The organism is Gammaproteobacteria bacterium (genome assembly GCA_016705365.1).
Classification (GTDB): Bacteria; Pseudomonadota; Gammaproteobacteria; order Pseudomonadales; family UBA5518; genus UBA5518.
The window spans coordinates 148,649-165,099 of record JADIYI010000005.1 but is presented as its reverse complement, the minus strand read 5'-3'; the positions used below and the strand labels follow the sequence as shown (position 1 = coordinate 165,099).

Below are 16,451 nucleotides of genomic sequence, written 5' to 3'. Positions count from 1 at the left end.
CCTCGAGACCGGGGCTGGCGGAGTTGCATTTTTGAGAAAGACCAACGGTCTCCCGGTCGGGATACAACCGAGCCCGCACTGGGGCAGGCAGTTGGTTGGCTTGAAGAAATTCCTTGCCTCGGACCGCACTTACTCTATGGGCGGTCGTTCGATCACCTGGCGTTTGCCTGCGGTAGCGGTTGCCAGTGCCTTGAGGCCGTCGGCATCGAAGGCATCCACCCGAATTACGTCGTACAGTGCGGTCAGTGCTTCCAGCAGCTTGTCACACTCTGCCCCCTGGATGATGTTTTGTTCACAGGCCCAATCCACCAGCTGTTTACGCTCGTGGCCCATCAACAGGGCAATGGCATCGAGCTCGTCTTCATTGCGGTTGCGGATGGCCTGGTGCAGGCGTTCGCGCATTTCATGGGTCTCATTGGCCAGATTGTAGGCATTGAGCACCCGCCCCAGCGGGTCGTCCGGATCGTCCGTGCGGTAGCAGCCGCGGGCGATACGGTCCCGGATTGGTTTGTCTTGCACAATAGTGGCGGCAACTTTGGTCCCCAGCTTGTCACCAGGGCCGTTGAGCCCGGTGGCACCCAGGGGAAAGACCAGCAAGCGCAGCGGCCAGCGCAGCGAGGGTACCGGGAAGTTGATGATCAACGCCCGCATCTGGATTTGCAGATCGCGCAGGCAGGTTTTCAGCCCCCACTCGACAAGGGAGCGTTGATCCGCCGGATACCCTTCTTCATGCCATTGTTTGATGATGGCGGAAGCGTAGTACAGGTGCACCAGACAGTCTGCCATGCGCCCCGACAAGCGCTGGCGGGCTTTGAGGCCACCACCGAGCGTGAGCAGAGTGACATCGGTCATCAGCGCAAAAGCGGCAGAGAAGCGCGCGAGCTGGCGGTAACAGGGACGAATGTCGCCCTGATCCGGTACCGGCTCCAGAATGCCGCGGGTCAGGCCCAGAACCAGAGCACGCAAGGCGTTGCGGGTGGTGTGGGCGAGGTGGCGGTAGAACACGCCATCAAACTTGTCGAGCGCCGCATGCTGGTCGTCCATGCCGGCGGCTGCTATTTCCTCGACGATATAGGGGTGGCAGCGAATGGCGCCCTGACCAAATATCATCAGGGTGCGGGTCAGGATGTTGGCGCCCTCAACGGTAATGGCAATCGGGACGGCCTGATAGGCGCGCGCCAGGAAGTTGCGCGGCCCGCCAATAACCCCGCGCCCGGCCACCACATCCATGGCGTGATTGATCACCTCGCGCATCAGCTCGGTATTGCGGTACTTCAGCACGGCCGAGGGCACGGCCGGTTTGACGCCACGATCGAGCATGCCCGCGGTCAACAAGCGTGCGGCATCCATCATGTAGGTATAACCGGCGATCGGTTCCAGTGCTTCCTGAACGCCTTCAAACTGACTGATGGAACGGCCAAACTGTTCCCGCACCAGGGCGTAGGAGCCGGCAGCCAGGCACGCGACCTTGCCGGCACCGGTGCCCAGTGCTGGCAGTGAGATAGAGCGACCGATGGACAGGCACTCCAACAGCATGGTCCAGCCACGGCCCAGCATCTCTTGCCCGCCGATGACCTGATCCATGGGAATGAACACTTCCGTGCCCCAGGTAGGCCCGTTCATGAAAACGGTGTTCATGGGCAGGTGGCGCGCACCGCTGTGCACACCGTCAAGGTCCGCAGGCACCAGGACACAGGTCACACCAACTTCATCATCACCGCCGAGCAGCCGGTCGGGGTCATACACCTTGATAGCCAGCCCGATCAGAGTGGCGACCGGGGCCAGGGTGATGTAACGCTTGTTCCAGGTCACTTTCAGACCCAGTACCTGTTCACCATTCCATTCGCCTTTGCACACGATGCCTTTATCGGGGATTGCACCCGCATCGGAACCGGCAATCGGTGAAGTCAGCGCAAAACAGGGAATCTCGGTACCGCCCGCCAGCCGGGGCAGGTAGTGTTGTTTCTGCGCGTCGGTGCCGTAATGCATCAACAGCTCGCCCGGGCCGAGAGAGTTGGGCACCATGACGGTAACGGCAGCAGACACACTGCGGGTGGATAACTTCATCACGATTTCAGAGTGTGCGGTGTTGGAAAAGCCTTTGCCGCCGTCTTGTTTCGGGATCACCAAACCGAAAAAGCCGTTATTGCGAATAAAGGCCCAGACTTGTTCCGGCAAATCGTAGAGTTCGTTGGTGATTTTCCAGTCATCGAGCGTGGCGCACAGCTCTTCCACCGGTCCATCCAGAAAAGCCTGCTCTTCGTCAGTCAGGTGGGCCGGGGCGGCATCGAGTAATTTTGACCAGTCGGGCTGGCCGGAGAACAGTTCACCGTCCCAGTCCACGGTGCCGGACTTCAGCGCTTGCGCTTCGGTATCGGACAACTTTGGCAGTTTGCCTCGAACCCAGAGTAATAATGGGCTGCTCAGCCTTTCCTTGCGCAGCTTGCCGGGAAACAGCAGCATCAAGCTCAGGGCGAGGGCAGCGCCGCCCAGAAACAGACTCAAAAAGTGCCACTCGTCGATACTTGCGCCGATGATCGTTGCAATCACCAGCACGGTGGCCGCAGGGGTTCCGCCTATTCCCAGATAGATCAATACCAGCGCGCTGATCAGCAGAAGCAAAACGCTCATTGTGAACTCCCTTGATGGGTGCCGTTGAATCAGTGTTACGCCAGTAAAGTGCTTGGGTCAAGGAACCCCGGCCGGGGTGGATGCGCCCAGCCCAGCCGGGGGAAGGTTTGCAAGCCTGGCATGAAGCAGTGTGAACGTGCCTCTGCGCGGCCAACCTGATCAGAGATCACGATTTCCACGCGCGGGTTTTATTGTCTGTCACTGGCGGAATCATTACTGAGAACCGGGTACCGCTCACCGTAGCCCGATCATTGGGGGAGCGTCCGGCGCGAAGACTTCCTTGCCGTCTACTTCGACGCGTGTCCTGCGGAGTTTCAACTCGAGGATGCGCCACTGGCCGTCGTTGTCCTTTCGATACTTCTCGAAGTACCAGCCGACGCCCCAAAGAAAACGCCTCTCGTGGCCTTCGGGAAACCAGAGCATGTCTTCCATGGCCCAAGTGCCCACAGCCGTTGTGGGGCTTGTCAGGTCGATGATCGGCATATGGCCATGATGGCAGGTCTTGACCTCCTGCAGCATCGGCGACAGGAAATCGACGAAGGCCTGGCGACCGTGAATCAGCGGGGCGCCGTCCTGGGTTGAGTCGATCGTGCAGTCTTCACAGAACACATTTGCCCATTCAGACCAGCGCTTCTGGTCCATCAGCATGTAGTAGCGGGCCTTCAACTGCTTGATCAACTCGATCTCAACCAGGTCTTCCGGCGTCATTCCAGTTCCTCCTTTTTATTGGTGAAGTGTCTTAAAACGTTGCTCGGCTGACATACTTACGCTCTGGCCGCGAGCAAACAGAGCCGCAGATGGCCCGCCCCGCGTTGCGGATACTCCGCTTCGGCGTGAATCAGTTCACGCAAATGATGAGTATCTTCCACTACGAGATCATACTGAAGGGGTGATTCAGTTTGAAGCTCCGCTTCAGGCTCATGTTCCGTTGGAAAAGGCAGGACGTTGCGATCACCGCTTTTCCGGCCGATCATCACGCGTCGTGAGCATGTGGAAGAGGGAGAGACGCAAATGCTGGTGAATCAGGAGACAATCGCGCACTGGTCCGACGAGGCCGATGTGATCGTGCTCGGTGCGGGCATGGCAGGTACCTGCGCGGCGATCGAGGCGTGCGAATCGGGGGCCGATGTGCTGCTGGTCGAGCGCGCATCCGGGCCCGGGGGAACCAGCGCACTGGCGGGCGGACATTTTTATCTCGGCGGCGGCACGCCGGTGCAGACGGCCTGCGGCTTCGAGGATTCGGTCGAGGAAATGTACAAATACCTCGTCGCGGTTTCTCCCGAACCCGAACCCGCGATCATCCGCGCTTACTGCGAGCACAGCGTTGAGCATTTCCACTGGCTGGAAGCCCACGGCGTGGAGTTCGAACGCAGCTATCATCCGCAGAAAACCGTGCTGCAGGCGGGCAAGGACTGCCTGATCTGGAGCGGCAACGAAAAGGTCTGGCCCTATCGCGAACAGGCCAGGCCCGCGCCGCGCGGCCACAAGGTCGCGATCGAGGGAGATCAGGGCGGTGCGTTCGCGATGCGTGCGCTGAGCGAGAGCGCACACAATGCGGGTGTCCGTCTGGTGGTGGATGCACGCGCCAGCGCGCTGGTAATCGATGCGCAGCAGCGCGTGGTTGGTGTTCGCCTGATGATGTCAGGCGGGCCACGCGATATCCGCGCGCGCCGCGGCGTCGTGATTGCAACCGGCGGCTTCAACAGGAACGAGGAACTGGTTGCACGCTATATCCCCCAACTCGCGCAGGTCGAGCGTCAGGGCACGTTAAATGATGACGGCTCCGGCATCCTGATCGGCGAAGCCGCGGGCGGAGAAACACGGCATATGCACGGCACGCTGATCACTTCACCGTTCTATCCCGATGCGCGCCTGCTGAAAGGAATCGTGGTCAACACCCGTGGCGAGCGCTTTGTCGCGGAAGATTCCTATCACGGCCGTACCGGCGCGATGACGCTCGCGCAACCTGGCAGCGCCGCGTACCTGATCGTGGATGCCGAGATCTTTGCCTATCCCGAATACCAGTGCCAGCCGTTGATCGACGGCTGGGAAAGCATCGTGGAAATGGAAACCGGGCTGAATCTGCCGCCCGGCTCGCTGCAGAAAACACTGGCTGACTACAACCGCCACGCAGCGAATGGAGCAGACCCCGTCTTTCACAAGTATCCGGACTGGCTGAAACCCCTCGATACCGCTCCATTCGCGGCCTTCGACCTGACACTCGGCAAGGCGCAGTATCTCTGCGGACTCACGCTCGGTGGGCTGCGGGTATCCGAGCATGCCGAAGTGCTGGATTCGCAGGGCGTGGCAATACCGGGGTTATACGCCGCAGGCAGCGCGGCCTCGACAATCGCGCAGGATGGGATCGGCTATGCCAGCGGGACCGGCCTCGGACAGGCGAGCTTTTTCGGACGCAGGGCGGGTCGGCATGCCGGCCAGCGCATCGCCTGAGTTCGCGGTTCGACAGACGAGACTGCACTGCCGTCAAATCGACTTCGGCGCCCTTGATGCTCGCCTTGCCGGCGTTGTACAGCGTCACCCGAGTGGGGTCGTCGAGTGCCGCGAAACTCAGCTGGATATCTTCGTGGTCACTGGTGAACAGGCCGCCTGCGAATAGTATGGGTCCAGTGCCACTCCGGCCGGCGGGTTGAAGTACGTGCGGATATAGGCGATCTTGCCGGCATCGTCGATCGTATAAACTTCGATACCTTCAACTTCGATCGACTTGCCGTCGATGCTGCCTTTGCTTCTGACGTGCAGTGCAGCCTGATTGGTGCAGATCTGCATCAGCACGGGCTCGATGGTCCAGAAGTGCCCTTCCTTGAACGAATTATCCCAGCTTTTTTCCACCCCTTCGCGGCCTGTCTTGACCGGACCACCGACCGGATCCTCCAGTACGGCATCGACGGCGAAATTGGCCATCCAACCGCTTTTGTCCTGCTTGTTCCACGTATCGAAATGCGTATGAATGGCGTGTTCGATCTGCTGGCGAGTCGGCATGAATCAATCCTCGAAAGTTGTACGGCAATCAACACTGATCGCACCATGATCATGAATTCGCGCGAGAAGATCAATTCACAAAACATTCATGGTGCTGATCGGCGCTTGCTGCTTCATGACGCCAGCGGTTCGCCCTCGCTGTCGAGTCATTGCATTTGCTAGAGTTGCGACGGCATCTGTCGCTTGTCGCCGACGGCAAGCCATGCAGCGGTATCCGCCAGCGCGACGGCCCGGCAGGGAAGCCGCCAGCACGCGCGCCACGGCGCGTGGAACGCGGGCGATCCCGAACCCTGTTCCAGCGAGTCACGAGAGGAATCCGCATGAGCGCCCCGCAGCCCGTTCCCTTCACGATCCAGGTTCCCGAAGAGCGCCTCGACGACCTGCAGCGGCGACTCGCGAACATCCGCTGGGCGCCCGAATTCGGGAACGATGACTGGCGCTATGGCACGAACGGAAAATACCTCCGGGAGCTCGTCGCGTACTGGCGGGACGGCTACGACTGGCGAGCGCAGGAAAAGGCGATGAACGCCCATCGCCAGTTCCGCGTCGAGATCGAAGGCATCCCGATCCACTTCCTCCAGATCGAGGGAAAGGGACGTCGGACACGCCCTCTGCTCCTGACCCACGGCTGGCCCTGGACCTTCTGGGACTTCCAGAAGGTGATCGGTCCCCTGACCGATCCCGCTGCCCACGGCGGCGATCCGGACGACGCTTTCGACGTCGTCGTCCCTTCGCTTCCGGGCTTCGGGTTCTCGACCCCGCTGACGACGACGGGCATCAACTGGTGGCGGACGGCGGACCTCTGGGCGACCCTGATGAAGGATGTGTTAGGCCACGATCGCTTCTGCGCCCACGGCGGCGACTGGGGCGCCCTCGTCACCCTCCAGCTCGGCCACCGCTACCCCGATCGCGTCCACGGCGTCCACATCACCGGCCTCGCCCCCCTCGAGTTCTTCTCCGGCGACCGCCCCTGGTCGATCGGCGGCAGCCTCGACACCATCGCGCGGGGCACCGGCGAGAAGCAGGAGCTGCTCGCCTGGGAGCGCAAGTTCGCGAGCCACGTCGCGGTTCAGCACCTCGATCCCCAGACCCTCGCCTGGGCGATGCAGGACTCGCCGATGGGCCTCTGCGCCTGGATCCTCGAGCGTCGGCGCAGCTGGGCCGACACCCGCGGCGACGTCGAGAGCCGCTTCACCAAGGACGAGCTGCTCACGACCATGATGATCTACTGGCTGAGCGACAGCTTCGCGACCTCCGTCCGCTACTACGCCGAAGCGGGCCGCAACCCCTGGAAGCCCGACCACGCGGGTCAGCCCGTCGTCACCGCCCCCACCGGCATCACCCTATTCGAGCCCGACATGGCCCCCGGCGACACGGCCTGGACCGAGAGTTACTACAACCGCGTCTTCCTGCGGGTCCACGAAAAGGGTGGCCACTTCGCGCCGGCGGAGGAGCCCGCGATCCTGGTAACGGACATCCGGGACATGTTCCGGACCTACCGTTAGGCCGGAACTCGAGTGCGAAGAGGAAGCGGAGTCCCGCCCGCGTGAAGCCCCAACCGATGATCAGCGCGTGGTGGCGTTCTGATTGAGCCAACCCGGGTATGCAGCACTTCGCGCAATTGCAGCAAACGCTCGGCTGCGCGCGGATTGCGAACGCGCTCGCCACTGACACTTGTGCCCCGGTGACAGGCTGCAACGCGTCAGGTCAAGCGCCTGAAAGTTGCTCGCTGGTGATGACCGTCACATCAAAGTGCAGGCTCTGACCTGCCAGCGGGTGGTTGAAATCCAGCACCACCTTGTCGTCCCCGACGGCGACCACTTCCACCATCCGCTCTGCGCCGTCGCGCGTGCGGGACATCAGCTTGTGCCCGATGCGGCGGGCCTTTTCGGGTATCGATGCCAGCGGGAACACGCGGTGGGCTTTTTCCGTAATCGGACCATAGGCACGTTCCGGCGGAATAAGCACCTGCTTGCGTTCCCCGACCGCCATGCTGAGCAGCGCTTCCTCCAGGTCCGGCAGCAACTCATCGACACCGGTTTGAAAGAACATCGGGGTCTGCCCGACATTGGAATCGATGATCTCTCCATTACCAGTGCTCAGGGTGTATTCGAAGGCAATCAGCTTGCCGTCCACCTTCATGGCCTGCATCAGGCCTTCAAGTTTGGCTATGTCTTCCATGCCGGGCTTTTAGCCTCTCAATCGGCGCGTCATTCAGCCTGCCGCACGCACAAATATGGGGCTCAGCCGTTGCTGCTCATGCTGCAGGAACCGGCCCAGCAATTCAAAAAGCACCGCATAATAGCGCAGTGGCTGCTGATCCTGCAGCTTGCCCCGTAATTTGGGAAACCAGCGCCCGACCTGGCGTTCAATGAAATCTTTCTGCCCCCGCTGGTAGTGGCTGGCGTCCTGTCCCCGGGCTTCAATTCTGGCCTCCTGGAAAGTCATGAAGTGCAGAAACTCCAGTTCGCTGATCAAATGATCCGGCAGCTCGTTCCGGGAATGATCCAACTGCAAGCCGAAGTGATGGTAGAAGCGCAGCACCTCTTCCATGGCCGTTGTGCGCCCGCCATGGTGGTGGCCTCCGTAGAGAGAAACCAGCGAGTCACCACCGCCGACGTCGAACAGGCGGGTGTACTCCACCGCCAGGGCCGTCTCGTCGGCGCCGCTGTCACACAGGGCGTTGCGGTCGATTTCCCTGAGCAGGTTCTCATCCAGCTGCCCCAGCAGTCCCATCAGGTTCTCAGCCAGTTCGCCAGCCTTTACTGCGGCCACCCACTCGCTATCGGGGTAGGTGATCGCCAGCGCAAACAATTGATGGAGCTTGCTGCGAACGACGGTCGCGGACTCCAGGTCGCAGGTGCTATCCGTGATGACCGCTGTATTGCTCATGACGCCAGGTTTCTGATCAGTTCAACCTCGACACGGGTATCGCGATCGGTGGGTCCCGCCGTGTTGGCATCCGGCATCGGCTGCAGATGCGTATAACCACCGGCCACCGACAACGGATTGAGTGGGCTGGGCGTCAGTGTGCCATAGGACTTGTGGTTCTTGTACTGATAGGGCTCCCAGGCGTGGTAAATGATGACCTGCCCGGGACGCAGGCTGGGCACGATCTTGGCCAAGGTCTCGAAACCGTTGATGTCGTTGAACACGCGAACCCGATCGTTGTCCTTGATACCCCGAGTTGTGGCGTCCTCGGTATTGATCCACACCGTTGGCTCGCCGCGACCACCGAGCCGCAACAGATGTGGCTGGTCGCGCCAGGCCGCGTGGATGGACCAGCGAGTGTGCGCGCCCACCAGCATCAGCGGGTAGTCACCGCCGATCTTCGGGCTGTCCTTGTGCACCGGCAACTGTTCTTGCTGCTCCAGGTAATAAGGGTGGTCGATATAAAATTGCAGCCGACGGGTCAGGGTTGGCCAAGGCTCTTTTTTTTCGGTGTGCCAGGTATTGGCAGTAATGGTCTCATTGGGCTTGATATCGGTGGCATTGCCGATATTGATAAAGTGATTGCCCAGGCCGGTGACCCGCTGGAAGCCTTTTTCCTTGATTTCTTCCCAGGTGATACCGTCCAGGTTAGTGGTGTTTTCCAAGACTTTTTCCAGGAACGCCTCGGGATTGTCCTCGTGGAACTGGCCACCGAACGTGAACTGGTCGTAGACATCGTCCAGGCGGCGATCCCGACCTTTGCGATCCTTGAAGTACTTGATACCACGCGCCTTGGCGCGATTCTGTATCGCTTTCATCATCAGGCAATGAAACGCCCAGTCTGATCTGGATTCGGCCAGGGGCTCGGTAGCACGGCTGATGATATGAATATAGGGCGACAGCGGAGTCGCCCAGAGAATATCGTCCTTCTCGTACCAGCCCGCCGCCGGCAGCACGTAGTCACTGTGCAGGGCCGTGTTGCTCATCCGCCAGTCCACCGTGACGAGCAGGTCCAGCTCCTTGACCAGGGTTTTCTCCAGTACATCGTAGCCCCGGGCACGACGCAGGATATTGCCCCCGATCTCGAAGAAAATACGCTGTCGGGTCTGTTCCGGGCGGATCTGCCAGCCCTTGCTGTAGGATTCCTCGAGAAAATCGTTCAGCTCCCGTTTCATCGTGGGGTCGTATTTTTTCGCGCTGCCGTACAGCGCCTGCAAGCCGACGTTGTAATAGAACAGATTGCCCGCCACGTATCCGCCATCGCGGTACGCATCCTGGACAATCTCATAGAGGATGGCCTCCATGGTATTGCCCTTGAATTTGCCCTTGATGATGGTGGGCAGTACATCCTTGGCCACCGCCAGGGTGCCGAGCGAAATGGGCAGACCACCCGGCAGGTTCACAAACGAGGCGCCGCCGTCCGGGGAAATGGCCGGGAAGCCAGTGATACCGCTGCCTTTTTTACCGATCTGGCCGCAGATGGTCAGCACCAGGATCTGGCAGCGCTCCATCTCCATACCGTGGTAGTACTTGGAGAAGCTGGACTGGGCGACGCAGACCGCGGCTCTGGCGTTGGCGATCCGGCGCGCCAGTTTGCGCACATTGTCCGGGTGTACGCCGGTGGTGCTGAAAGTCTGTTCCGGGGTATAGCTGTCGTTGACCTGCTTGCGCAGCTTGCTGAATACCGTGGTGACCCGCACCGGCCCGTCCCTGGTGTTGGCGGTGTATTCACCCTCGAGCGCAGGGTTCAGTTCCGCCAGTGCCAGGGTCTTGTTGTTCATCTGCCTGACTCGCCCGCTGGCCGCGTCGTAGACATAGAACAGATCCTCGGCTCCGCCCTCTTCCATATCGCTCTCGCGCAGGAACAGCTCGTTGTCGATCCGCACCAGCAGCGGCAGATCGGTCTGCTCCTTGATGAACTCGCTCTGGTGCAGGCCTTCCTCGATGATGACCTGCACCAGCGACAGGGCCAGCGCCGCATCGCTGCCTGGATTGACCCCCAGCCAGGTGTCGGCGTGCACCGAGGAGGCGTTGAAGTCCGGGGCGATGGTCACGATGTGGGCACCGTTATAGCGGGCCTCGTTGATGAAGTGGGCGTTGGGGATCTGGGTGTAGACCGGGTTGCCACCCCAGATCAGGATCAGGTCCGAATAGAACAGATCATCCATGGAACCCGAGAAGGAGATCTTGCCGACGGTGGTCTGGGCTCCGGGGTGATGATCCCCCACTTCGGTGTTTACGTCGATCAACGGCGTGTCGAGGATATGACCAACCCGGTGCGTAGCCACCGAGGCGCCACCGCCCGCATTGGCTGTGCCCGGATCCCAGGTCACCGCACCGGCACCATCAGTGGTGACCACATCGATGAACTTGTCGGCGATCTCGTTGAGCGCATCCTCCCACGAGATGCGCATCCACTTGGCTTCGCCGCGCTCCCCGACCCGTTTCAGCGGATGGGTGAGGCGCCCTGCGTCGTACATGCGCTGGCTGTAGCAGGCGCCTTTCTGGCAGCCGCGGGGGTTGAAGTCGGGCACGTTGGGGTCAACCTGCTCATAGGTGGCCGACTGCTCCTCGCGCCAGACGATGTTGTTCTTTACATAAACATTCCAGCTGCAGTTGCGCTGATACCAGCAGTTGACGAAGTGGGTGCTCTTGGCAATCCGGTCCCACTGCCACTTCTCCCGGTACAAATCCTGAAAGCCGTCATAGACGATATTCTCTCCCGCCAGCAGATCGGTGAAGGCCGTCCGGCCCGCTCCGGCTGCCCAGCTCAATTGCCCCATGCAGAGCATCAGCGAGGCGCTAGCGCTACCTTTCAAGAATGAGCGCCGATTCACACCCGTGGCCATGGCGACCTCCTTATGACTGAAGCTTTATTTCCTGATACAAGACGCCGTCATCCGGGAGGGTATTGACGCCCGCAGCACCTGGGCCATTGCCGATGTTGCGGGCCATCGGCTTGTTCAATACCTGCTCCAGGCGGGCTGGATCTTCGGGGAAGCCGGGGAAGATGTCCCTGGGCCAGCTGTAGACGATCAATGAGTCCATCAACCCGGATTTTTCGCCGCGCTGTTTTTTGCCCATCTCCTGTCTGAGGGTCTCCAGCACCCCGTCGACGCGCTCGCCGAACAGATTGCGCAGGTACTCGATGGGTATCCGCGGCTGGTCCTCGAGCAGCTTGCCGTCAATATCCAGCTTCGGTGGCGACAGCGGTGGAACATAAAAAACATTGGCGTCGGTGCCGTATTCCGGGTGCAGCGGCAGCGCAACCTTGTACTTGTGGACCAGCTGGTGAACCGGTCCGTCCTCGTCATCGAGATAGCCGACAAAACGCATACGCCCCGGACACTGGCGGGCACAGGCCGGTGCCACCCCTTTCTCGATGCGGGGAAAACAAAAAATACATTTCTGGCTGGTGTCCTTCAACGGGTTGAAGTAGATGCGTTTGTAGGGGCAGGCGGCCATGCAGAAGCGATAACCCTTGCAACGCTTCTCGTTGATCAGCACGATGCCGTCTTTCTCGCGCTTGGTGATCGCACCCCGGGGGCAGGCTTCGACGCAGGCCGGGTGGGAGCAGTGGTTACAGATGCGCGGCAGGTAAAAATAGTAGGAGTTGGGATATTCGCCCGCACCCTGATCCTCGTCCCAGTTGGCGCCCCAGTCGGGTTTCCCCTTCTTGCTCTCCGGCTGCAGATAAGCATTCTTGCCCTTGCCGCCTTCAAAGACCTCCTTGTGATTGAACTTCCACGCCTCGCCGTATTCATCCCGCAAGGGGATCCGGCCGGGATTGGCATTGTGGTTGCCATCGAAGCCGCCGCCCATGCTTTCCCAGCTTTTCGGAGTGCCTTCCCCGGGCATGGTATTGACCACCGTCCACCACATGTTTTCCATGCCTTCTTCACCGGTCCACTGGGTCTTGCAGGCAATGGAGCAGGTATGGCAGCCCAGGCATTTGTTCAGGTCAAAGACCATGGCCAGCTGACGCTTCGATTGCTGCAGCTCACCGTCGATCATGCGACCGGTCTGATTTCTTGATCCGCCGGGATTTCGAGACATCACTGCGCTCCTGTCGATTCAGGCCAGGGTGAATTCGTGCCAACCGGGAGAAAAGGCTTTCAGACCGGCACGTTCACCATTGCTGCCTTGCCAGACCGCAAAGGCGATCCGGGTGGTCTGGCCCGGGCTGAATTGCACGGTGGTATCCACGCCCTGACGCTGCAGTTGACGGAGGAATACCACCTGCCAGCGCGCATTTTCATGATTGGCACGGGTGCTGATCTCCGCTCCGCTGGTCACCCGGCTGGTGCCCAGACCGACGGCGATATTGTTATGTGCCACGCCCTCGCGGTCGGCGCGCCAGTGCCAGGCGTTGACCGGCTGCTCTTTGGAACCCATGGTGACCAGGGGGGCATCGCCCTTGAACGGAAACATCAGCGCCGCGCCATCGGGGAAGTGGTCGTTGTCATCGATATCGGTGTCCCGATCGGGATCCGCCCACTCCAGGCGCAGGGCGATCACCTCGCCGTTGTGCAGAGCGCTGAACTGCAGCTCCGCGGTTGTGCCAACCGGCTGATTGCGGAAGGTATTTTTAATGAATTCCGTGGGCTGCAGTGACAGCGGAACACCGGCCAGGGGTATTCTGGTGCGCTCTGCCTGTTGCCAGATTTCGGCACCTGGCCGGGATAATTCACTGGCAGGAATGCTCAGCCCTTTAGCGTGCATGGTGACAATCTCCCGTCGTTTGCCCGTATTCTTCAAGCGAGGTGTACTGATTTTTATACGGTATACATCGTATACTTCAATGTAGATGCACTTTCTGGAATTTGTGCCTGTCGCTTGATCTGAGTCAACTTCGGCGACTATAGGCTCGGCAGGGAGGATGGTTGCTAGAATGCGGCGACCCTGTAGTCGATCAAGAACTCAAACCGGATATGGCTGCAAAGAAATTCGATAAAGCGAAAGCCGGACGGACGGCACTGTCGCGGGAGCTGATCCTGCGCTCGACGCTGGCCATCGTGGACAGCGACGGCCTGGAGGGTTTGACGATCCGCAAGCTGGCGGCCGCGCTGGGGGTTACCCCCATGGCGATCTACCGTCACTACAAGAACAAGACCGAGATCGAGGACGAGTTGGTCGACCTGGTGGTGGGAAATTACGACGTCACCAATCATGAGGCAGAAGACTGGAGAGAGTGGCTGGCGCAATCCTACCTGCTGATGCGCAAGGCACTTTGCGAACACCCAGGCATCATCCCGTTGCTGAATGGTGCCATCTACCAAGCCGGTAACGCGCTGGCTGTCATGGAAAAGATACTCGCCGTGCTGTGTCGGGCCGGGTTGCCGGCCGAGCGGGCGGCCCGGCTGTTTCACACGGCGATGGCCTATACCATTGGTGCCGTGGTGTTGATGGGGCATGGCTCCGGGCTTGCGGCTACGGATGGGGATGACGAGGAGCAATTGCGCCAGCGCAAAGCCCGCTATGAAGTGCTCTCGCGTAACCGATACCCGAAGGTCGTCGAGTTGGCCGCACAGATTGCATCCTCCTCGGAGGATACCCAGTTTCTCGCCGGCCTGCGGCAGATCATCCGGGCGTTCGAGAAGTGAGTTTCCGCAGCTTGTTGCAGTCACAGTTGCCTTGCTGACCACGATATCAAGCCCCGTGATCGGGATTGCCGCACCGCGCGGGACGCACCTCGGTCATCCACCCCGACCATGAAACTCGCCACGGTTACGCATGAACCGCCGCTGTTCAGCCGTGGCAAAACGCGGTGTCCCCCGACTTGGGTCTGTCACACGTTGGAGCCACGCCATCGCTTATCGATTACCATGCGGTTGAAAATAACAGCAGAGAGCCCGGGCGATGGAAACGGATACGCAATTCAGCCTGAAGCTCGAGCAATGGCTGCTGCAACATTGGGCGGGCGTTGATGCGTTGACGATCGCCGAGGGTATGGCAAAGCCGGAGGGCAGTGGCTACTCGGCGACTACGATGATTATTCCGGCAAGCGTCACTCGCGCGGGTCAAACCCGCACGGAGCGCGTCGTAGTGCGCATGGAACCGGAGTCCAGCATTGTTTACCCCAAGCACTGCAGCGCGTTTTCTTCCGCGATCGAGCAGCAGTACCGGGCGATTGAATTGCTCCACAGCCACAGTGAAGTGCCGGTCGCTCCGCTGATTGCTCTGGAGCCGGATCCCTCGTTGCTGGGGTTGCCGTTTTTTGCGATGGAGTATATCGGTGGTGATGTGCCTATCGAGGATCCAATTTACACCTTCGAAGGGTTTTTCACTGAAGCCTTGCCGCAGCAGCGTAAACAGATGCTGCAACACGGTCTGGAGACCATGGCGAAGATTCACCGGGTTGACTGGCGTGCAGCGGGCGCCGAGTGGCTGGTTGATGGCGGCCCCGATCTGGTTCGCGATCTGCAGCTCTGGCGGGAGCACGCGAGGCAGGAGCTGGCGGGGCGGGTGCATCCCGATATGGATCGCGCGTTTGCCTGGTTGTTCGAGCAATTGCGCAGCGGTGTGATTGACGTCGGCGAGCCGGTCATTTGCTGGGGCGACGCACGCCCCGGCAATATGATCTGGCGGGATTTCACCTGCCAGTGTGTCTGTGATTTCGAATCCATGACGCTGGCGCCCGCTGCCACGGACATCGGCTGGTGGCTGATGTTCGATCGCTATGCCCACGAGGCGCAGGGGATTGAGCGGCTGCCCGGGGAGTTGACCCGGCAGGAGCAACAGGCTTGTTTTGAGCAGTGCAGCGGCCATGCGTTTGGCGACCTGCATTTTTACGAATTGTATGCGGCAGTACGCTATTCGGTGCTGGTGGTGTCGGTAATGAACCGCTGGGTCAAGCGCGGTGTGATTCCGGAGGATCACACTATCTGGCTGGAAAATCCGGTAGCGGCCATGATGACGGCGATGCTGGAAGGGCACGAGCGATGATGACTGAAATGCACCCTGATGATTGCTTTCATCCACCCGAGGATGATGATCCCTACTGGACGGAAACCTGCTGGTGGACGTTTGCCGTGCCTGAACATCGCCTGTCTGGCCAGCTCTATCCCTTTTTTCGTACCAACCAGAATGTTGCTGCGGCGGGCGCGTTCTTCTGGGACGATTCGGGGCACCAGCCGCACACTATCCGGTTTGGCAAAAACTTCTGGCATCTGCCGATGCCCAGGCAGGAGCTCAGCGATATTTCACTCGCCAACGGCATGCGTATTCGCTGCCTGGAGCCGATGCAAAAATTCGAATTGCACTATCTGGACCCCGATGCCGGTGAAGCCGAGGTGAACCTTTGCTTTAGCGCGATCGCGGAGCCCAACTATTTGTCCGGCAGTCATTTTGAGCAGCCAGGTCGTTACCTGGGCAGTATTCGCCTCGCGGATCAGACCTACCGGGTCGATAGCTACGGTATGCGTGACCGCTCATGGTCCCACCGCACCCAGTTCGGTGCCGACATTCACGGCAGCGGTGCCGTCGCCAGCGGCTACAGCTATGCAACCGCCGATGACCGGAATGCGTTTCACATGATCAGCATGGCGTTTACCGAAGGCGATTACCTCCACATTCACGGTTATTACCTGCGCAATGGCGAGTATGCCAAACTGGCGAGCGGCAAGCGTACGGTGCTGGAACGCGATCCCGGGACGGGTTGCCCGACCCGTGTGTTGATCGAGGCAGAGGATGCCCTGGGGCGCGCATTGCGTGCTGAAGGCCGGGGCTTGAACAAGATTGGGTTTCATATCAATCCCAACCTGTTTACCTGGAACTGCCTGACACACTGGCAGTTTGATGGTCTTGATGCCTACGGCGAAGATCACGATAACTGGACCGCGGCCGGTGCGCGGCAGTTTTTCCGGCGATTTCTCAAGCTGTAACAATGC

13 protein-coding genes are annotated in these 16,451 nt (G+C 60.2%); 5 read left to right on the top strand and 8 right to left on the bottom strand.

The window, feature by feature from the left end; genetic code table 11:
- Positions 1-129 precede the first annotated feature (129 nt).
- Together IPF49_04525 and IPF49_04520 are read right to left on the bottom strand one after the other, a co-directional pair.
- Entirely contained in the window at positions 130-2,631 is a 2,502-nt protein-coding gene (locus IPF49_04525; protein MBK6286904.1) for an acyl-CoA dehydrogenase, read from the bottom strand.
- Between the two features lie 234 nt (positions 2,632-2,865).
- The gene (locus IPF49_04520) at positions 2,866-3,324 is read right to left on the bottom strand and encodes a nuclear transport factor 2 family protein (GenBank protein MBK6286903.1); all 459 of its coding nucleotides are present in this window, start codon (positions 3,322-3,324) and stop codon (positions 2,866-2,868) included.
- Positions 3,325-3,642: 318 nt separating this feature from the next.
- Here IPF49_04520 and IPF49_04515 point away from each other — a divergent pair, with 318 nt between their 5' ends.
- Positions 3,643-5,082: an FAD-binding protein gene (locus IPF49_04515; GenBank protein ID MBK6286902.1), complete on the top strand. Its 1,440-nt coding sequence runs from the start codon at positions 3,643-3,645 to the stop codon at positions 5,080-5,082.
- A gap of 117 nt (positions 5,083-5,199) precedes the next feature.
- Here IPF49_04515 and IPF49_04510 read toward each other — a convergent pair whose 3' ends face one another.
- Positions 5,200-5,631, bottom strand: a complete 432-nt coding sequence (locus IPF49_04510; protein ID MBK6286901.1) for a nuclear transport factor 2 family protein — start codon at positions 5,629-5,631, stop codon at positions 5,200-5,202.
- A 320-nt stretch (positions 5,632-5,951) separates the two neighbouring features.
- On the opposite strand from IPF49_04510, the gene IPF49_04505 reads away from it, so the two are divergent.
- Positions 5,952-7,136 carry an alpha/beta fold hydrolase gene (locus IPF49_04505; protein MBK6286900.1) on the top strand — a complete coding sequence of 395 codons (1,185 nt, stop codon included), beginning with the start codon at positions 5,952-5,954 and terminating at the stop codon, positions 7,134-7,136.
- A gap of 202 nt (positions 7,137-7,338) precedes the next feature.
- Here IPF49_04505 and IPF49_04500 read toward each other — a convergent pair whose 3' ends face one another.
- The 5 genes from IPF49_04500 to IPF49_04480 all read right to left on the bottom strand — a co-directional run bounded on the left by IPF49_04500 (position 7,339) and on the right by IPF49_04480 (position 13,284).
- Positions 7,339-7,812 (bottom strand): FKBP-type peptidyl-prolyl cis-trans isomerase, encoded by a 474-nt coding sequence (locus tag IPF49_04500; GenBank protein MBK6286899.1) that lies wholly within the window; start codon positions 7,810-7,812, stop codon positions 7,339-7,341.
- A gap of 33 nt (positions 7,813-7,845) precedes the next feature.
- Positions 7,846-8,523, bottom strand: a complete 678-nt coding sequence (locus tag IPF49_04495) for a molecular chaperone TorD family protein (protein ID MBK6286898.1) — start codon at positions 8,521-8,523, stop codon at positions 7,846-7,848.
- Entirely contained in the window at positions 8,520-11,411 is a 2,892-nt protein-coding gene (locus tag IPF49_04490; GenBank protein MBK6286897.1) for a molybdopterin-dependent oxidoreductase, read from the bottom strand. The genes IPF49_04495 and IPF49_04490 overlap by 4 nt, the downstream gene beginning before the upstream one ends.
- Before the next feature lie 10 nt (positions 11,412-11,421).
- A complete protein-coding gene (locus IPF49_04485; GenBank protein MBK6286896.1) occupies positions 11,422-12,534 on the bottom strand; it encodes a respiratory nitrate reductase subunit beta in 1,113 nt (370 codons plus the stop codon).
- 102 nt (positions 12,535-12,636) lie between these two features.
- Complete coding sequence (locus IPF49_04480) at positions 12,637-13,284, bottom strand: hypothetical protein (protein MBK6286895.1); 648 nt, start codon at positions 13,282-13,284, stop codon at positions 12,637-12,639.
- Positions 13,285-13,445: 161 nt separating this feature from the next.
- On the opposite strand from IPF49_04480, the gene IPF49_04475 reads away from it, so the two are divergent.
- The 3 genes from IPF49_04475 (at position 13,446) to IPF49_04465 (ending at position 16,445) form a co-directional block, all read left to right on the top strand.
- The gene (locus IPF49_04475; protein MBK6286894.1) at positions 13,446-14,165 is read left to right on the top strand and encodes a TetR/AcrR family transcriptional regulator C-terminal domain-containing protein; all 720 of its coding nucleotides are present in this window, start codon (positions 13,446-13,448) and stop codon (positions 14,163-14,165) included.
- Between the two features lie 256 nt (positions 14,166-14,421).
- On the top strand, positions 14,422-15,507 hold the full coding sequence (locus IPF49_04470; GenBank protein MBK6286893.1) for a phosphotransferase family protein: 1,086 nt from the start codon (positions 14,422-14,424) through the stop codon (positions 15,505-15,507).
- Positions 15,504-16,445, top strand: coding sequence for a hypothetical protein (locus tag IPF49_04465; GenBank protein MBK6286892.1), 942 nt, complete (start codon positions 15,504-15,506; stop codon positions 16,443-16,445). Before IPF49_04470 ends, IPF49_04465 begins: the two co-directional genes overlap by 4 nt.
- Positions 16,446-16,451: the final 6 nt, after the last annotated feature.

What these genes read in the sequence shown, in the direction of transcription:
- IPF49_04525 (MBK6286904.1), bottom strand. Translation starts at nt 2,631, where the DNA reads ATGAGCGTTTTGCTTCTGCTGATCAGCGCGCTGGTATTGATCTATCTG.
- IPF49_04515 (MBK6286902.1), top strand. Translation starts at nt 3,643, where the DNA reads ATGCTGGTGAATCAGGAGACAATCGCGCACTGGTCCGACGAGGCCGAT.
- IPF49_04510 (MBK6286901.1), bottom strand. Translation starts at nt 5,631, where the DNA reads ATGCCGACTCGCCAGCAGATCGAACACGCCATTCATACGCATTTCGAT.
- IPF49_04505 (MBK6286900.1), top strand. Translation starts at nt 5,952, where the DNA reads ATGAGCGCCCCGCAGCCCGTTCCCTTCACGATCCAGGTTCCCGAAGAG.
- IPF49_04500 (MBK6286899.1), bottom strand. Translation starts at nt 7,812, where the DNA reads ATGGAAGACATAGCCAAACTTGAAGGCCTGATGCAGGCCATGAAGGTG.
- IPF49_04495 (MBK6286898.1), bottom strand. Translation starts at nt 8,523, where the DNA reads ATGAGCAATACAGCGGTCATCACGGATAGCACCTGCGACCTGGAGTCC.
- IPF49_04490 (MBK6286897.1), bottom strand. Translation starts at nt 11,411, where the DNA reads ATGGCCACGGGTGTGAATCGGCGCTCATTCTTGAAAGGTAGCGCTAGC.
- IPF49_04485 (MBK6286896.1), bottom strand. Translation starts at nt 12,534, where the DNA reads ATGGTCTTTGACCTGAACAAATGCCTGGGCTGCCATACCTGCTCCATT.
- IPF49_04480 (MBK6286895.1), bottom strand. Translation starts at nt 13,284, where the DNA reads ATGCACGCTAAAGGGCTGAGCATTCCTGCCAGTGAATTATCCCGGCCA.
- IPF49_04470 (MBK6286893.1), top strand. Translation starts at nt 14,422, where the DNA reads ATGGAAACGGATACGCAATTCAGCCTGAAGCTCGAGCAATGGCTGCTG.
- IPF49_04465 (MBK6286892.1), top strand. Translation starts at nt 15,504, where the DNA reads ATGATGACTGAAATGCACCCTGATGATTGCTTTCATCCACCCGAGGAT.